The organism is Rathayibacter sp. VKM Ac-2760 (assembly GCF_009834185.1).
GTDB lineage: Bacteria > Actinomycetota > Actinomycetes > Actinomycetales > Microbacteriaceae > Rathayibacter.
Genome location: NZ_CP047173.1, coordinates 926,772 through 941,533, shown reverse-complemented (window position 1 = coordinate 941,533; position 14,762 = coordinate 926,772). Strand labels below are relative to the sequence as shown.

Genomic DNA, 14,762 nt, shown 5'->3' with positions numbered 1-14,762 from the left:
TCACTCCGGCTCCGCGAGCGTGTCGCTCACGAGCGTCGAGAGGATCGACGCCTCCTGCAGCTGGCCGAGGATCCGCGAGGCGACGCGGCCCTCCTTGTCGAGCACGATCGTCGTGGGGACCGCGTTGGGCGGGACCGTGCCGGTGAAGGCGAGCTGCACCGAGGAGTCGGTGTCGACGATCGAGGGGTAGGTGAGGCCGTAGTTGGCGGAGAACGCGGCGGCGGTCGGTGCCTGGTCGCGCACGTTCACGCCGACGAAGGAGACGTCCTCGCCCTCGAACTCCGTGTTGACGGCCTCGAGGTCGGCGGCCTCGGCGCGGCAGGGCGCGCAGCTGGCGTACCAGAAGTTGACGACGACGACGCGGCCGGCGAGGTCGGCGGAGTCGATCGTCGCGCCGTCCTCGTCGGTGCCGGTGAACTCGATCGCCTCGGCGCGCTCGTCGGCCGGGATCTCGGTGATGGTGCCGTCGCCGGAGATGAAGCCGTTGTTGGTGCCCTGCCGGTAGTCCTCGGCGAGCTTGTCGCGCGTGCAGCCAGTGAGGGCGAGGGCCGCGACGAGCACGAGGGCGCCGAGCGCGCGGGTGCGGCGCATCAGACCGCTCCGACGTCGGTCGCGAGGCCCTGCAGGCCGGCCGCCGGGTCGGAGTAGCCGACCTCGACGAAGCGGTCGCCGCGGCGCTCGAAGGTGGTGATGCTCGAGAGCGCGCAGCGGCGCTTGCGCGGGTCGTGGAAGAGCTTCTCCCCCGCGATGGCGCGGTGGGTGGTCCAGATCGGCAGCTGGTGGCTGACCAGCGCCGCGTCGCCGGAGGCGGTGCCCTGCCAGGCGGACTCGAGCGCCGCGTACATCCGGGCCGAGATGGAGAGGTAGGGCTCGCCCCAGCTGGGCTCGAACGGGTTGCGGAGCAGCGGCCAGCTGCGCGGGTCCTTCAGCGCGGAGTTGCGCGCGGCGACGCGCTTGCCCTCGAAGCGGTTGGTCGGCTCGATCAGCCGCTCGTCCGTCGCGATCTCGAGCTCGAACGCCTGCGAGATCGGCTGGGCCGACTCCTGCGTGCGCTGGAGCGGCGAGGCGAAGAGGGCGGTCACGGGGCGGCGGCGCTCGAGCAGGTCGTCGGCGGCCGCGCGCGCCATCCGGTGCCCCAGGTCGGAGAGGCGGAAGTGCGGGAGTCGCCCGTAGAGGACCCGGTCGGGGTTGAACACCTCGCCGTGCCGCACGAGATGGATCTGATCGGCAACCACGAGCGTCAAGTGTACGGAACGGTTCGTGGGGGTGCGCCGGGAAAGGGACGGCCGATCCGCACCTGACCGCCCTCCTGAGGGCACGCTCAGCGGCGGGCGCTCACCGCGGCCGAGAGCCGGCGCACGAGGGAGCCGGGCAGGTGCCGCACCACCGCGATCGGCACGCCGAACCGCCAGGACGGGATCGACACGACCGAGCCGCGCGCCACGTCCCTCAGGAACTCCTCGACCACCGCGTCCGCGTCCAGCCAGAGGAAGGAGGGGATCGAGGCGGTGTCCATCGCGGCCCGCTCGTGGAACTCGGTGCGCACCCAGCCCGGGCAGAGCGCCGCGGCCCGGACGCCGCTGCCGCGCAGCTCGACCGCCAGCGACTGGGTGAAGGCGGTCGCCCAGGCCTTGATCGCGGAGTAGGGACCGAGGTGCACGAAGCCGGCGACGCTCGACACGGTGAGGATCGCGCCGCGCCCACGTCCGACCATGACCTGCGCCGCCGCTCCGGAGAGGACGGAGACGGAGCGCACCATCACCTCGAACGCCTCGTCCTGCGCCGCGACGTCCGGCTCGGCGAAGCTGCCGTCGATCCCGAAGCCGGCGTTGTTGACGAGCACCCGCACGGGACGCTCGGGGTCGACGAGCCGGAGCCGGACCCGCTCGACGTCGTCGCGGTCGGAGAGGTCGGCGGGCAGCACCTCGACCCACGGGGCGCCGAGCGCGCGGAAGGCGGCCGCCGCCTCCTCGAGCCGGCCGCGGTCGCGGGCGACGAGGACGAGGTCGAAGCCGCGGCGGGCGAAGGCGCGCCCGAAGGCGGCGCCGATGCCGGTGGACGCTCCGGTGATCAGTGCGGTGCTCATGGCGGCGACGCTACCGCGCCCGCGCAGGCCGGGGACGGCCACGCCCGTTGACACCGCCCTGCGCGTCTCCTTAGGGTGTGCACAGATTGAAGCGCTTCAGGACTTCGATCGACTCAATGGTGAGGATCAGCACATGCAACTGAAGCCCGTACGACCGGAGAACGCGCCGCGCAGCCCGCGCCGGAGAGGCAGGTGGGCGCTCGTCGCCGCCACCGCCCTCGCCCTGACCGCCCCGACGCTCGTCGGCGCGACCGCCCCCGCCGCCGCCGCCGTCGACTGCTCGAGCGTCCCGTGGATGGACGCCTCGAAGACCCCCGAGCAGCGCGCCGACGCCCTGCTCGCCGCGAGCTCTCCGCAGCAGAAGTACCGCTGGCTGGTGGAGCAACCGGCCAACGCGCCCCAGCAGACGGTCTTCTCCGGGGTCGAGTACCCGGTGCAGGTGCCCTGCACCCCGCTCGTCACCTACACCGACGGTCCCGACGGCGTCCGCTTCACCGAGGGCGTCACCGCCTTCCCCGCGCCGATCTCGGTCGCCTCGACCTGGAACACCGCGCTCGCCGAGCAGAAGGGCGCGGCGCAGGGTGCCGAGGCCTTCGACAAGGGCAAGAACGGCGTGCTCGGCCCGGGCCTCGCCAGCGGTCGCGACCCGCGCTCGGGCCGCACTCCCGAGTACTTCGGCGAGGACCCACTGCTGACCGGCCTCCTCACCGCCGCGACCGTCGACGGCCTCGAGGAGGGGAACCCGGCCAAGCCGGTGATCTCGGACCTCAAGCACTACGTCGGGAACGAGCAGGAGCTCGACCGGCAGACCAGCTCGTCGAACATCGACGAGCGCACGCTGAAGCAGGTCTACGAGCTGCCGTTCGAGATCGCGCTCAGCAAGAGCTCACCCGAGAGCGTCATGTGCTCCTACAACCGGATCAACGGCGTCTACGCCTGCGAGAACCCGCTGCTGACCACGAACCTCAAGGGCGACCTCGGCTTCGACGGCTACGTCGTGTCCGACTTCGGCGCGGTGCACTCGACGGCGGCCTCGCTCGTCGCCGGCCTCGACCAGGAGCTGAACCGGCCGCGCTTCTACACCCCCGCCCTGCTCGACGCGGCCCTCGCGGCCGGCGAGATCACGCAGGGTCACATCGACGCGGCGGCCAAGCGGGTCATCGCCGCCTACGTGCGCGGCGGGCTCTTCGACAACCCGGTGCCCACGACTCCCGTCGCCGACGCCTCGACCGCCGAGCACAAGGCCGTCGCCCGGACGCTCGCGGAGCAGGGCACGGTGCTGCTGAAGAACGACGGCGTCCTCCCGCTCTCGGTCGAGAAGGGCGCGACGATCGCCGTGATCGGCGCCACGGCGTCGAGCACGGTCACCGACGGCATCAGCGCCGCCTCGGTCTGCAGCATGGCCTGGCGCTTCAACAACGCCGGCACGCTGAACTGCGAGGACCTGGTCTCCCCCGAGACCGCGATCCGCGAGCGAGCGGCCGCGGCCGGTGCGAGCGTCGTCTTCGACGCCGGGACCGATCCGGCGAGCGCCGCCGCGACCGCCGCAGCGGCCGACGTCGCGATCGTCTTCGGCTACCAGCGGATGGGCGAGTTCGACGACCTGGCCGACCTGCGCCTCGCCGGCGGCGGTGATGCTCTGATCGAGACCGTCGCTGCGGCGAACCCCGCGACCGTGGTCGTGCTGAACACCGGCTCCGCAGTGGAGATGCCGTGGATCGACGACGTCTCCGGCGTCTTCGAGGCCTGGTACGGCGGCGAGCAGGTCGGCCCGGCACTCGCGGGCCTGCTCTTCGGCGACGTGAACCCGTCGGGCAAGCTGCCGATGACCTTCCCGAAGTCGCTCGCGGACGTCCCCGCGAGCACCCCCGCGCAGTACCCGGGCGTCTTCGCGGACAGCTCGACGGAGCGCCCCGCGGGCAGCACCGAGGTCCGCCAGGTCGAGTTCTCCGAGGGACTCGCCGTCGGCTACAAGTGGTACGAGTCGCAGGGGATCGAGCCGCTCTTCGCGTTCGGCCACGGCCTCTCCTACACGACGTTCGACTACGCGAAGGCGAAGCTGACCCCGACGATCACCTTCGACAGGAAGGCGAAGTTCGGCATCAAGGACATCGGGATCGACATCTCCTTCCGCGTGACGAACACCGGCGACCGGGCGGGCACCGAGGTCGCGCAGGCGTACCTCACCCTCCCGAGCTCGACCGGCGAGCCCGCCCAGCGCCTCGTCGGCTTCGAGCGGGTGACGCTCCAGCCCGGCGAGTCGAAGACCGTGAAGGTCTCGCTGTCGGCGAAGGACGTGGCCGACCTGCGGCTCCTGCAGTACTGGGACGTGAAGAGCGACTCCTGGGTGGCCGCGCGCGGCACCTACACCGTGTCGGTCGGCGGCTCGGTCGACGCGTCGCGCACGTCGACGGTGCGCATCCCGTAGGCGCTCGCGCCACCACGGCCCGCGGTCGGGATCGCTCCCGGCCGCGGGCCTCGCCGTGCCGAGCGCGCTGATACCGTGACCTCCGACCGCCGGACGGCGGACGCGACGGAGGCAGGGATGACCGCGGCAGAGAGCTCGCCCGCGCGGCGCCCGCCCGCCCGCATGCAGGACGTCGCCAGCCTGGCGGGAGTCGCGCTCGGGACCGTCTCGAACGTGGTGAATCGACCGCTGCTGGTCGCGCCGGCGACGCGGGAGCGGGTGCAGCGGGCGATCGACGAGCTCGGCTTCACCCCCAACCGCGCGGCCCGCGCGCTGGCCGCGGGGACGAGCAGCACCGTCGGCTTCGTCGTGATCGACCTCAGCAACTCCTTCTTCCTGGACATGGCGCGCGGTGCCGAGCACGCCGCCGAGGCCGCGGGGATGAGCGTCGTGCTCGGCAACGCCGACATGCGCGCGGCCAAGCAGGGCACCTACCTCGACCTGTTCACCGAGGAGCAGGTCGCCGGGATCCTCCTGGCCCCGCTGCCGGGGACGGCGCCCGACGTCGTCGCCGAGCGCCGCGGCGGGCGACGGGTCGTGCTGCTCAACGACGCCGCCGTCGACGGCGCCTGCACGGTCAGCGCCGACGACGAGCACGGCGGCTACCTCGCCACGCGGCACCTGATCGACCTCGGCCGCCGGCGGCTCGCCTTCGCCGGTGACCCGAGCATCGCGAACCCCGTCCGCGAGCGCCTGCGCGGGGTCGAGCGCGCGATCGCCGAGACGAACGGCGCGGTCTCGCTCGAGCTGGATCCGACCGCCGAGGTGCAGGTGGAGGACGGCCGCCGGTTCGGCCACCTGATCGCCGCCCGCGCACCGGAGGACCGCCCGGACGGCATCGTCGCGGCGGCGGACCTGCTCGCGCTCGGCATCGTGCAGTCGATCCTGTCGGAGTCGGACATCCGGCTCCCGGTCGATCTCGCCATCACCGGCTACGACGACAACCGCTCCGCCTGGGACAGCCTCGTGCCGATCACGACCCTGGCTCAGCCCGGCGAGGCGATGGGGGCGGCCGCGATCCGGCTGCTGCTGGACGAGCTGCTGCACGGGCCGGAGCACGTGCACCGGCACGAGGTCCTCGAGCCGACCCTGATCGTCCGGGGCAGCACGGTCGAGGGAGAGCGCGGCACCCGGTGACCGGTGCCGTCGGGCCGCCGGAGCGCACCCCCGAGTAGACTCCCCTACCGTGACCGACGAGACCCGCCTCCCCCGAACCACCGTCAGCAAGCTCGCCGCGCTCGAGGACGGGCCGGTGCGCGTCGCCGGCTGGGTCGAGACCGTGCGCGATCAGAAGAAGGTGCAGTTCGTCGTCCTCCGCGACGAGTCCGGCGCCGTGCAGCTGGTGAACCCGGCCGTCCGCGAGGCCGTCGAGGGCGACGACGCCTCGGCCGCGCGGCTCGCGATCACCGAGGCGATCTCCGGACTCGCGCAGGGCTCGTTCGTCAGCGTGACCGGTCAGCTCAAGCACGACGAGCGGGTAAAGCTCGGCGGGCTCGAGGTCAAGCTCGAGACGCTCGACGTCGTCTCGGCGTCGATCCCCGAGGCGCCGATCGCGGCCGACTCCGGCATCGACAAGCGGATGGACTGGCGCTTCCTCGACCTGCGCCGCCCCGAGCAGAACCTGATCGCCCGGGTGCAGACCACGTTCGAGCACGCGCTGCGCACCTATTGGATCGAGCACGACTTCATCGAGATCCACACCCCGAAGCTGATGGCGAGCGCCTCCGAGTCGCGCGCCGAGCTCTTCGAGGTCGAGTACTTCGAGACCAAGGCGTACCTCGCGCAGAGCCCGCAGTTCTTCAAGCAGATGGCGCAGCCGGCCGGCTTCGGCAAGGTGTTCGAGGTCGGGCCCGCGTTCCGCGCCGACCCGAGCTTCACCTCGCGGCACGCCACCGAGTTCACCAGCGTCGACGCCGAGGTGTCCTGGATCGACTCGCACGAGGACGTGATGGAGCTGCACGAGCAGCTGATCGTCGCCGGTCTCACCGCGGTCGTCGAGAAGCACGGCGAGGCGATCAAGGCGCTCTTCGACATCGACCTGCGCGTGCCGACGACGCCGTTCCCGCGCATCCCGCTCGCCGAGTCCAAGCGGATCGTCGCCGAGCGCGGCTACGAGGTGCCCCGCGCCGACGACGACATGGACCCCGAGGGCGAGCGCCGGATCGCGGCCTACGTGCAGGAGGAGTTCGGCCACGACTTCGTCTTCCTGACCGACTACGCCTCGAGCATCCGGCCGTTCTACCACATGCGCCGCGAGGGCGACGGGACGATCACCAACAGCTACGACCTCATCTACAACGGCGTCGAGATCTCGACGGGAGCACAGCGCGAGCACCGCGTCGACGTCCTCGTCGAGCAGGCGCGCGAGAAGGGCCTGGAGCCGGAGGAGCTCGAGTTCTACCTCGACTTCTTCCGCTACGGCGTCCCGCCGCACGGCGGCTTCGGCATGGGGCTCTCCCGGGTGATCATGCTGATGCTCGGGCAGGCGAACCTGCGCGAGGTCACCTACCTCTTCCGCGGCCCGACGCGCCTGCTGCCGTAGGGCCTGACGACCGGGGTCGCGCCCGATGCTGATCGAGTAGCCCTCGCAGAGGGCGTATCGAGATCCGCCCCACTGCAGAACGGCGGGTCTCGATACGCCGCTCCGCGGCTACTCGACCAGCAAGGACTTCATGCTGATCGAGTAGCCCGCGGAGCGGGCGTATCGAGATCCGCGGGTCAGCTCGGCAGGCGCTCGAACGGGACGCGGTGGCTCAGCCAGGCGAGCACTCCGAAGACGAGCGCCGCGACCGCCGCGGGCACGAGCAGCAGCCAGAGCGCCGACGTGACGGCGACGAGAGCGAGCGCCACCGCGGCGACGCCCGCGCCGATGGCGAAGTTCCAGCGCACGTCGGTCGCCACTCCGGCCTCCGGTCGCGCCCAGATCACGACGAGCGCCGTCGCGATCGGGCCGAGCAGCAGCCCGAGCACGAACCAGCGCCAGCGCGAGCGACCCTTCTGCTCGGCGAGGCCGGCGGTCACGATCGCGAGCCCGAACCAGAGCCAGCCGGAGTCCTGGGTGAGTGTCATGCCTGGAGCCTAGGGCGCCGGCAGGATCACCAGGTCGAGGTAGTCGGTGAGACAGGCGATCATGTCGACCGCGTCGTGATCGAGCAGCCACTGCAGCTGGATGCCGTCCCACAGCGCGATGATCGACGCGGCGACGCGGTCCGGGTCGACGCCGGCGCGGAGCCTGCCCGCCGCCCGCAGCTCCCGCAGCTGCCCCGCGTAGTCGGCGCGGAGCCTGCGGAACCGGTCGGCGAAGAAGTCCCGTCCCGGGTGCTCGTCGGTCGTCGACTCCCCGCAGAGCACCGCGTAGAGCTCGATCACGCCCGGAGCGGTCTCGTTGTAGCGCGTCTGGCGCAGGATGCCCTCGACGAGCCCCTCCTGCGGGTCGACGGGGGTCGATCCGTCGCCGGTGATCCGGTCGCGGTGCTGCAGGACGGCGAGGAGCAGGTCAGTCTTGGACGGGAAGTAGTGCAGCAGGCTCGTCTGGGAGAGTCCGACGCGGTCGGCGACCTCCTGCAGCGAGCCGCGGGCGTAGCCGCGCGAGGCGAAGACCGCGTGGGCCGCCTCGATGATCGCGCGCCGCCGCTCGGCCGACTTCGCGTAGGGGCCGCGGCGCGCGCTCCGGGTGGGCGTCGCCTCCGTCATCAGCCGCTCCTCGCCATCGGGGGTGCCGGCTGCGCAGCCGGTCGATCGTTCAGCGTAGCGCGCGCTCCGAGCGTCCCCGCGGCGCTCGCCACCAATTTCGAGTAGCCACTCGAAATTGTGGTAGCGTCCCGATCAGCCGGGCGGACAGGTCCGGCAGCCACCACGATGAAGTGAGGGACAGATGCACCCGTTCACACGAAGGCAGCTCCTCGCGGCGGGCCTGGGCACCGCGGCGCTGGGCGGTCTCACCGCCTGCGCCACTCCCGGCACCGTCTCGGTCAACGCCGGCGCGACCATCCCGGCCGCCAGCGGGCCGATCCGGCTCCAGTACTGGGCCTGGCTCAAGGACCTGCAGAAGGTCTGCGACGTCTGGAACGCCTCGCACCCCGAGGTCCAGGTCGACGCGGTCTGGATCCCCGGCGGCAACGCCGGCGGCTACCAGAAGCTCTACTCGGCCCTCGCGGCCGGCGGCGGCCCCGACCTCGGCCAGGTCGAGATGCGCTCGCTCCCCGAGTTCATGCTCGTGAACGGCCTGGTCGACCTCAACCGCTACGGCGCCGACCAGTACGCCGACCGCTACGACCCGACCCTCTGGGGCCAGGTCAGCTACACCGGCGGCGTGTTCGGCATCCCGCAGGACAGCGGCCCGATGGCGATGTTCTACCAGCCGGAGATCTTCGACTCGGTCGGCGCCGCGACGCCGACCACCTGGGACGAGTGGGCCGGCGTCGCCGCCGAGCTGCGCGGCGTCGACTCCTACATCGACTGCTTCCCCCTCGCCGACGCCTCGGTCTTCGCCGCCTTCGCGACGCAGGCCGGCGCGCGGTGGCTGAAGGCGGAGGAGGACGGCTGGGTCATCGACATGACCGACGAGGCGACCACGAAGGTCGCCGCCTTCTTCGACTCCGCGATCGACCAGGACCTGGTCGAGGTCGGCTACGGCGCCTACTCCCCCGCCTGGTTCGCGGCGGCCGCGAGCGGCGGCATCGCCTCCTGCGTCACGGCGAGCTGGGGCGACGCGCTGATCGAGGGCGTCAGCGGCGGCGCCGGCAAGTGGCGCGCGGCGCCGATGCCGGTCTGGGAGGGCACGGGCTTCGGCTCGAGCTTCCTCGGCGGATCGACAGCGGCGGTGTTCGCGAACAGCAAGCACCCCCAGGAGGCGCTCGAGTTCGCGGTCTGGATGACCACCTCGCAGGAGGGCATCGACGCGATGATCGCCAACAGCGGCATCGGCTGGTCGCCCGCGGTCGGTGAGATCGGCTCGATCCGGCAGGGGCCGAGCGAGTTCTTCAGCGGCCAGAACTACAACGAGGACGTCTTCGTCCCCGCCGCGACGGAGCAGAACCCGGACTGGTCCTGGTGGCCGGTCACGCAGCAGTCGTTCAACATCCTCAGCGACGGCTTCCGCAAGAAGGCGTCCGGGCTCTCGCTCGTCGACGCCGTCGCGCAGGCCGAGCAGCAGATCATCACGGTCTTCCAGAACAAGGGCCTCAGCATCAGGAAGGCCTCCGCATGACCACCACGACCTCCCCCGCCGCCGCCGCGGTCGCGGCCACCAGCCGCACCCCGCGCGGCACGAAGCGCAGCGGCCCGGTGGGCCGCGCCCCGTGGATCCTGCTCGCGCCGTTCCTGGCGCTCTTCGTCCTCACCTTCATCATCCCGATCGTCGTCGCCATCGGCTCGAGCTTCACCAGGGTGACCCGCTCGGGCCTCTTCGGCGAGGCCGGAGTCACCAGCGGCTTCGCCGGCTTCGACAACTACGCGCAGGCGCTCGCCGACGGCAACTTCATCGCCTCGATCGGGCGGATGTTCCTCTTCGGCATCGTCCAGGTCCCGATCATGATCGCGCTCTGCACGGTGCTCGCGCTGATGCTCGAGTCCGCCTCCGCGCGGTTCCCCGGCTTCTTCCGCGCCGCCTACTTCCTTCCCTACGGCGTCCCCGGGGTGATCGCGACCATCCTCTGGTCGTTCCTCTACGTGCCCGGGCTCAGCCCGATCATCGATGCGGCGAACGTGGTCGGCCTCGAACCCGACTTCCTCGGCGCGAACTCGGTGCTCTGGTCGATCGCGAACATCTCGCTCTGGAGCTACACCGGCTACAACATGCTGATCATCGTCGCTCAGCTGAAGTCGATCCCGGTCGAGCTCTACGAGGCCGCGAAGGTCGACGGAGCCTCCACCTGGCGCGTCGCGCGCAGCATCCAGCTGCCGCTGATCCGCCCGGCCCTGGTGCTGACGACGATCTTCTCGATCATCGGCACGCTCCAGCTCTTCGCCGAGGCGCAGGTGCTGAAGACGGTCGCGCCGGCGATCGACAGCCAGTACACGCCGAACCTCAGCGCGTACACCACCGCCTTCGCCTACAACGACTACAACGTCGCCGCGGCCCAGGCCGTGCTGATCGCGCTCGTCGCGTTCATCCTCTCCTTCACGTTCCTCTCGATCTCGAACAGGAAGTCCTCATGAGCACGACGGAGCGCGCCACCGCAGAGGCCCCGACGACGACCGGGATCGTGACCGCCGAACGCCCCGTGAAGGCGGGCCGCGGCCCCGATCGCTCGGCCGGGCGCAACAAGGCCTCGACGATCATCGTCACCGCGATCCTCATGATCGTCGCGGTCTACTTCCTCATCCCCGTCTACTGGGTGGTCGTCGCCGCGACGAAGACCACCGAGGACCTCTTCGCCACCTACGGCTTCTGGTTCGCGCCGACGTTCGCGCTCTGGGACAACCTCGGGCAGGTGCTCACCTACGACGGCGGCATCTTCGTCCGCTGGTTCCTCAACTCGGTGCTCTACGCCGGAGTCGGCGCGCTGCTCGCGACCTACATCGCGGCGGCGGGCGGCTACGCCCTGGCGAAGTACGAGTTCAAGGGCAGCAAGCTGGTCTTCGGCACCATCCTCGCGGGCGTCCTCGTCCCGGGCACGGCGACCGCGCTCCCGCTGTTCCTGCTCTTCAGCCAGATGGGCATCGCGAACACCTACTGGAGCGTGCTGATCCCCTCGCTGGTCTCGCCGTTCGGCCTGTTCCTCTGCCGGATCTACGCGCAGGCGACGGTCGACACCGCGATCATCGAGGCCGCCAGGATCGACGGCGCGAGCGAGCTGCGGATCTTCCACACCCTCGGGCTGCGGATCCTCACGCCGGCGCTCGTGACCGTGTTCCTCTTCCAGCTGGTCGGGATCTGGAACAACTACTTCCTGCCGCTCGTGATGCTCTCGGACACCGAGCTCTTCCCGATCACCCTCGGCCTGAACAACTGGCTCAGCCAGGTGGACCGGCTGCCCGAGTTCTACGAGCTCACGACCGGCGGCGTCCTGCTGTCGATCATCCCGCTCGCCATCGCCATGATCGTGCTGCAGCGCTTCTGGCGCGGCGGCCTGACCGAAGGATCCGTGAAGTGACCCTCGCCCCGACGTCCTCCCACTACCTCGCCGACACCGGCCCCGGCACCGGCCGGCGCCGCGCGGCCCGCGCATGGCTGCACTCCGATGCTCCGGCGCTCTCGCTCGACGGCGAGTGGCGCTTCCGCCTGCTCCCCGCCGCACCGGGGACGCTCGGCGGCGTCGACGCGCTGCCCGAGGGCGAGGGGGTGGACGACGTCGGGGCCGAGTCCTTCGACGACTCCGGCTGGGACCTGCTGCCGGTCCCGTCGCACTGGGTCCTCCAGGGCGACGGGCGCTACGGGCGCCCCGCCTACACCAACGTGCAGTTCCCCTTCGCGACCGAGCCGCCCTTCGTGCCGGACGAGAATCCGACCGGCGACCACCGCCGCACCTTCGAGCTCCCGGAGTCGTTCGCCGGCGCCGAGGCGGTCGTGCTGCGGTTCGACGGCGTGGAGTCGCGCTACCGCGTCTGGGTCAACGGCGTCGAGATCGGCATCGGCTCCGGCAGCCGCCTCGCGCAGGAGTTCGACGTCACCGAGGTGGTGCGGCCCGGCGAGAACCTCGTCGTCGTCCGCGTGCACCAGTGGTCGGCGGCCAGCTACGTCGAGGACCAGGACCAGTGGTGGCTGCCGGGGATCTTCCGCTCCGTGCACCTGCTCGCGCGCCCGGTCGGCGGCGTCGAGGACGTGTTCGTCCGCTCCTCCTTCGCCGCGGGTGCGGGCCGGATCGAGACAGAGCTGACCGCGGGCGACGCCGCCTTCCCGGTCACGCTGCGGGTCCCCGAGCTCGGGATCGAGACGGTCTGGGCGTCCGCGGCGGAGGTCGCTCCGATCGAGGTCCCGGCCGTCGAGCCGTGGTCGGCGGAGTCGCCCCGCCTCTACGACGCCGAGATCGCCGCCGCCGGCGAGTCGGTCTCGCTCCGCCTCGGCTTCCGCACCGTCGAGATCCGCGGCGACCGCTTCCTGGTCAACGGCGAGCGCGTCGTCTTCCACGGCGTCAACCGGCACGAGACGCACCCCGATCGCGGGCGCGCCTTCGACGAGGACTTCGCGCGCGCGGACCTGGCGATGATGAAGCGATTCAACGTCAACGCGATCCGCACCAGCCACTACCCGCCGCACCCGCGGCTGCTCGACCTCGCCGACGAGCTGGGCTTCTGGGTGATCCTCGAGTGCGACCTCGAGACGCACGGCTTCGAGCGCCAGGGCTGGGTCGGCAACCCGAGCGACGATCCGGCCTGGCGCAAGGCGTACCTCGACCGGATCGAGCGCACCGTCGAGCGCGACAAGAACCACCCGAGCATCGTGATCTGGTCGCTCGGCAACGAGGCGGGCACCGGCGCGAACCTCGCGGCGATGTCCTCCTGGGTGCACGGCCGCGACCCCGAGCGCCCCGTCCACTACGAGGGCGACTACACCGGCGCGTACACCGACGTCTACTCGCGGATGTACTCCTCGATCCCCGAGACGGAGCAGATCGGCCGCGACGACTCGCGCACGCCGCTCCTCGGCTGCACGGCGGGCGAGTCGGCCCGGCAGCGCTCGAAGCCGTTCCTGCTCTGCGAGTACGTGCACGCGATGGGCAACGGCCCCGGCGCGATCGACCAGTACGAGGACCTCGTCGACCGCTACCCGCGGCTGCACGGCGGCTTCGTCTGGGAGTGGCGCGACCACGGGATCCGGGCGCGCACGCCCGAGGGCGTCGAGTACTACGCCTACGGCGGCGACTTCGGCGAGGTCGTGCACGACGCGAACTTCGTGATGGACGGCATGGTCCTCTCCGACGGCACGCCGAGCCCCGGCCTGTTCGAGTGGAAGCAGATCGTCGCGCCCGTCCGGGTCACCGTCGGGGCCGACGCGGTCCTCGTGGAGAACCGCCGGCACGACGCCTCGACCGCCGACCTGCGCTTCGCCTGGCGGATCGAGCTCGACGGCCGGGTCACCGCGGAGGGAGTGCTCGACGCTCCCTCGATCGCGGCGGGCGACTCCGCCCGCCTGGAGCTCCCGACGGCCGATGTGCCGACCGGCGGCGAGGCCTGGCTGACGGTCGACGCGGTGCTCGCCTCGGGCACCGCCTGGGCGGAGGAGGGGCACGTGCTGTCCACGGGTCAGCGCCGCCTCTCCGCTCCCACCGCGATCCCCGCGTGGGCGCGCTCGGCCCGCGGCGGCGCGGCCGTCGAGGGCACCGTCGGGCTCGCGAGCTTCCGTCACGGGCGCCTGACCGCGCTGGCCGGCCTGCCGGTCGACGGACCGCGTGCCGAGCTCTGGCGTGCGCCGACCGACAACGACGAGGGCGACGGCTTCCCCGCGTATACGCTCGGCGACCCGTTCGCGGGGAACGGCAACGGCGTCCCCGCCCCCTCCTCCGCCTCGGTCTGGCGGGCGGCGGGACTCGACCGGCTGGTCGGCCGGCTCGAGTCCGTCGACACCTCGGCGGGCGTCCGCCGGCGCACCCGCTGGTCGGCCGCCGACCTCGAGGCCGCACTCCTCGTCGACGAGCACTGGCACGCCGACGGCGACGCGGTCGTGCTGCGCGTCGACCTCGTGCCGACCCGCGGCTGGGGTTCGGTCTGGCCACGCCTCGGCATCCGGCTCGACCTGCCCGCGTCGATCGACGGCGCCGAGTGGTTCGGCACCGGGCCGCGCGAGTCGTACCCCGACAGCCTCCGCGCCACCCGGGTCGGCCGCTTCTCCGCGGGGATCGACGAGCTGAAGACGGAGTACGCGCGGCCGCAGGAGAACGGTCACCGCAGCGCCGTCCGCGAGCTGATCCTCCTCGAGGGCGGCGCCGCCCGGCTCCGCATCGAGGCCGCCGCCGATCTGCACGGCCGGCTCCCCGGCTTCACGCTCGCTCGCCACACGGCGCACGAGCTGACGGCCGCGGGCCACCCGCACGAGCTGCCCACCTCGACCCGCTCGGTGCTCACGATCGACGCCGTTCAGCACGGCCTCGGCTCGCGCGCCTGCGGCCCGGACGTCTGGCCCGACTTCCAGCTCCGACCCCAGGCGCGCAGCATCGTGCTGCGCTTCAGCGCGATCGGCTGACCGCGCGGCGGGGTGGGTCTCGATACGCCCTGCGGGCTACTCGACCAGCAGGGGCGTCCTCGCTGATCGAGTAGCCCGCGCAGCGG

Annotated in this window: 12 protein-coding genes; 7 read left to right on the top strand and 5 right to left on the bottom strand. The window is 71.8% G+C overall.

Going from position 1 to position 14,762, the window contains the following annotated elements; translation table 11 throughout:
• The 3 genes from GSU72_RS04220 to GSU72_RS04210 all read right to left on the bottom strand — a co-directional run bounded on the left by GSU72_RS04220 (position 1) and on the right by GSU72_RS04210 (position 2,086).
• Positions 1-591, bottom strand: coding sequence for a TlpA disulfide reductase family protein (locus GSU72_RS04220; RefSeq protein WP_159983949.1), 591 nt, complete (start codon positions 589-591; stop codon positions 1-3).
• Positions 591-1,235: a histidine phosphatase family protein gene (locus GSU72_RS04215; protein WP_159983948.1), complete on the bottom strand. Its 645-nt coding sequence runs from the start codon at positions 1,233-1,235 to the stop codon at positions 591-593. Before GSU72_RS04215 ends, GSU72_RS04220 begins: the two co-directional genes overlap by 1 nt.
• Positions 1,236-1,321: 86 nt before the next feature.
• On the bottom strand, positions 1,322-2,086 hold the full coding sequence (locus GSU72_RS04210; RefSeq protein ID WP_159983947.1) for an SDR family NAD(P)-dependent oxidoreductase: 765 nt from the start codon (positions 2,084-2,086) through the stop codon (positions 1,322-1,324).
• Positions 2,087-2,219: 133 nt separating this feature from the next.
• On the opposite strand from GSU72_RS04210, the gene GSU72_RS04205 reads away from it, so the two are divergent.
• From GSU72_RS04205 to aspS, 3 genes are all read left to right on the top strand, one after another.
• Positions 2,220-4,514, top strand: a complete 2,295-nt coding sequence (locus tag GSU72_RS04205; RefSeq protein WP_159983946.1) for a glycoside hydrolase family 3 C-terminal domain-containing protein — start codon at positions 2,220-2,222, stop codon at positions 4,512-4,514.
• Positions 4,515-4,631: 117 nt separating this feature from the next.
• Positions 4,632-5,690 carry a LacI family DNA-binding transcriptional regulator gene (locus GSU72_RS04200; protein ID WP_159983945.1) on the top strand — a complete coding sequence of 353 codons (1,059 nt, stop codon included), beginning with the start codon at positions 4,632-4,634 and terminating at the stop codon, positions 5,688-5,690.
• A gap of 49 nt (positions 5,691-5,739) precedes the next feature.
• Positions 5,740-7,095, top strand: a complete 1,356-nt coding sequence (gene aspS, locus GSU72_RS04195) for an aspartate--tRNA(Asn) ligase (protein WP_244255966.1) — start codon at positions 5,740-5,742, stop codon at positions 7,093-7,095.
• 176 nt (positions 7,096-7,271) lie between these two features.
• On the opposite strand, the gene GSU72_RS04190 is transcribed toward aspS, so the two are convergent.
• Both GSU72_RS04190 and GSU72_RS04185 read right to left on the bottom strand, forming a co-directional pair.
• The gene (locus tag GSU72_RS04190; RefSeq protein WP_159983944.1) at positions 7,272-7,622 is read right to left on the bottom strand and encodes a hypothetical protein; all 351 of its coding nucleotides are present in this window, start codon (positions 7,620-7,622) and stop codon (positions 7,272-7,274) included.
• A 9-nt stretch (positions 7,623-7,631) separates the two neighbouring features.
• A complete protein-coding gene (locus GSU72_RS04185; protein ID WP_159983943.1) occupies positions 7,632-8,246 on the bottom strand; it encodes a TetR/AcrR family transcriptional regulator in 615 nt (204 codons plus the stop codon).
• A gap of 181 nt (positions 8,247-8,427) precedes the next feature.
• Between GSU72_RS04185 and GSU72_RS04180 the strand changes: the two genes are divergently transcribed.
• From GSU72_RS04180 to GSU72_RS04165, 4 genes are read left to right on the top strand one after another with little or no spacing between them, the layout of a single operon-like run.
• The gene (locus GSU72_RS04180) at positions 8,428-9,762 is read left to right on the top strand and encodes an extracellular solute-binding protein (protein ID WP_159983942.1); all 1,335 of its coding nucleotides are present in this window, start codon (positions 8,428-8,430) and stop codon (positions 9,760-9,762) included.
• On the top strand, positions 9,759-10,712 hold the full coding sequence (locus GSU72_RS04175; protein ID WP_159983941.1) for a sugar ABC transporter permease: 954 nt from the start codon (positions 9,759-9,761) through the stop codon (positions 10,710-10,712). Before GSU72_RS04180 ends, GSU72_RS04175 begins: the two co-directional genes overlap by 4 nt.
• Complete coding sequence (locus GSU72_RS04170; protein ID WP_159983940.1) at positions 10,709-11,650, top strand: carbohydrate ABC transporter permease; 942 nt, start codon at positions 10,709-10,711, stop codon at positions 11,648-11,650. Before GSU72_RS04175 ends, GSU72_RS04170 begins: the two co-directional genes overlap by 4 nt.
• Positions 11,647-14,676 (top strand): glycoside hydrolase family 2 TIM barrel-domain containing protein, encoded by a 3,030-nt coding sequence (locus GSU72_RS04165; RefSeq protein ID WP_159983939.1) that lies wholly within the window; start codon positions 11,647-11,649, stop codon positions 14,674-14,676. The genes GSU72_RS04170 and GSU72_RS04165 overlap by 4 nt, the downstream gene beginning before the upstream one ends.
• Positions 14,677-14,762 lie beyond the last annotated feature (86 nt).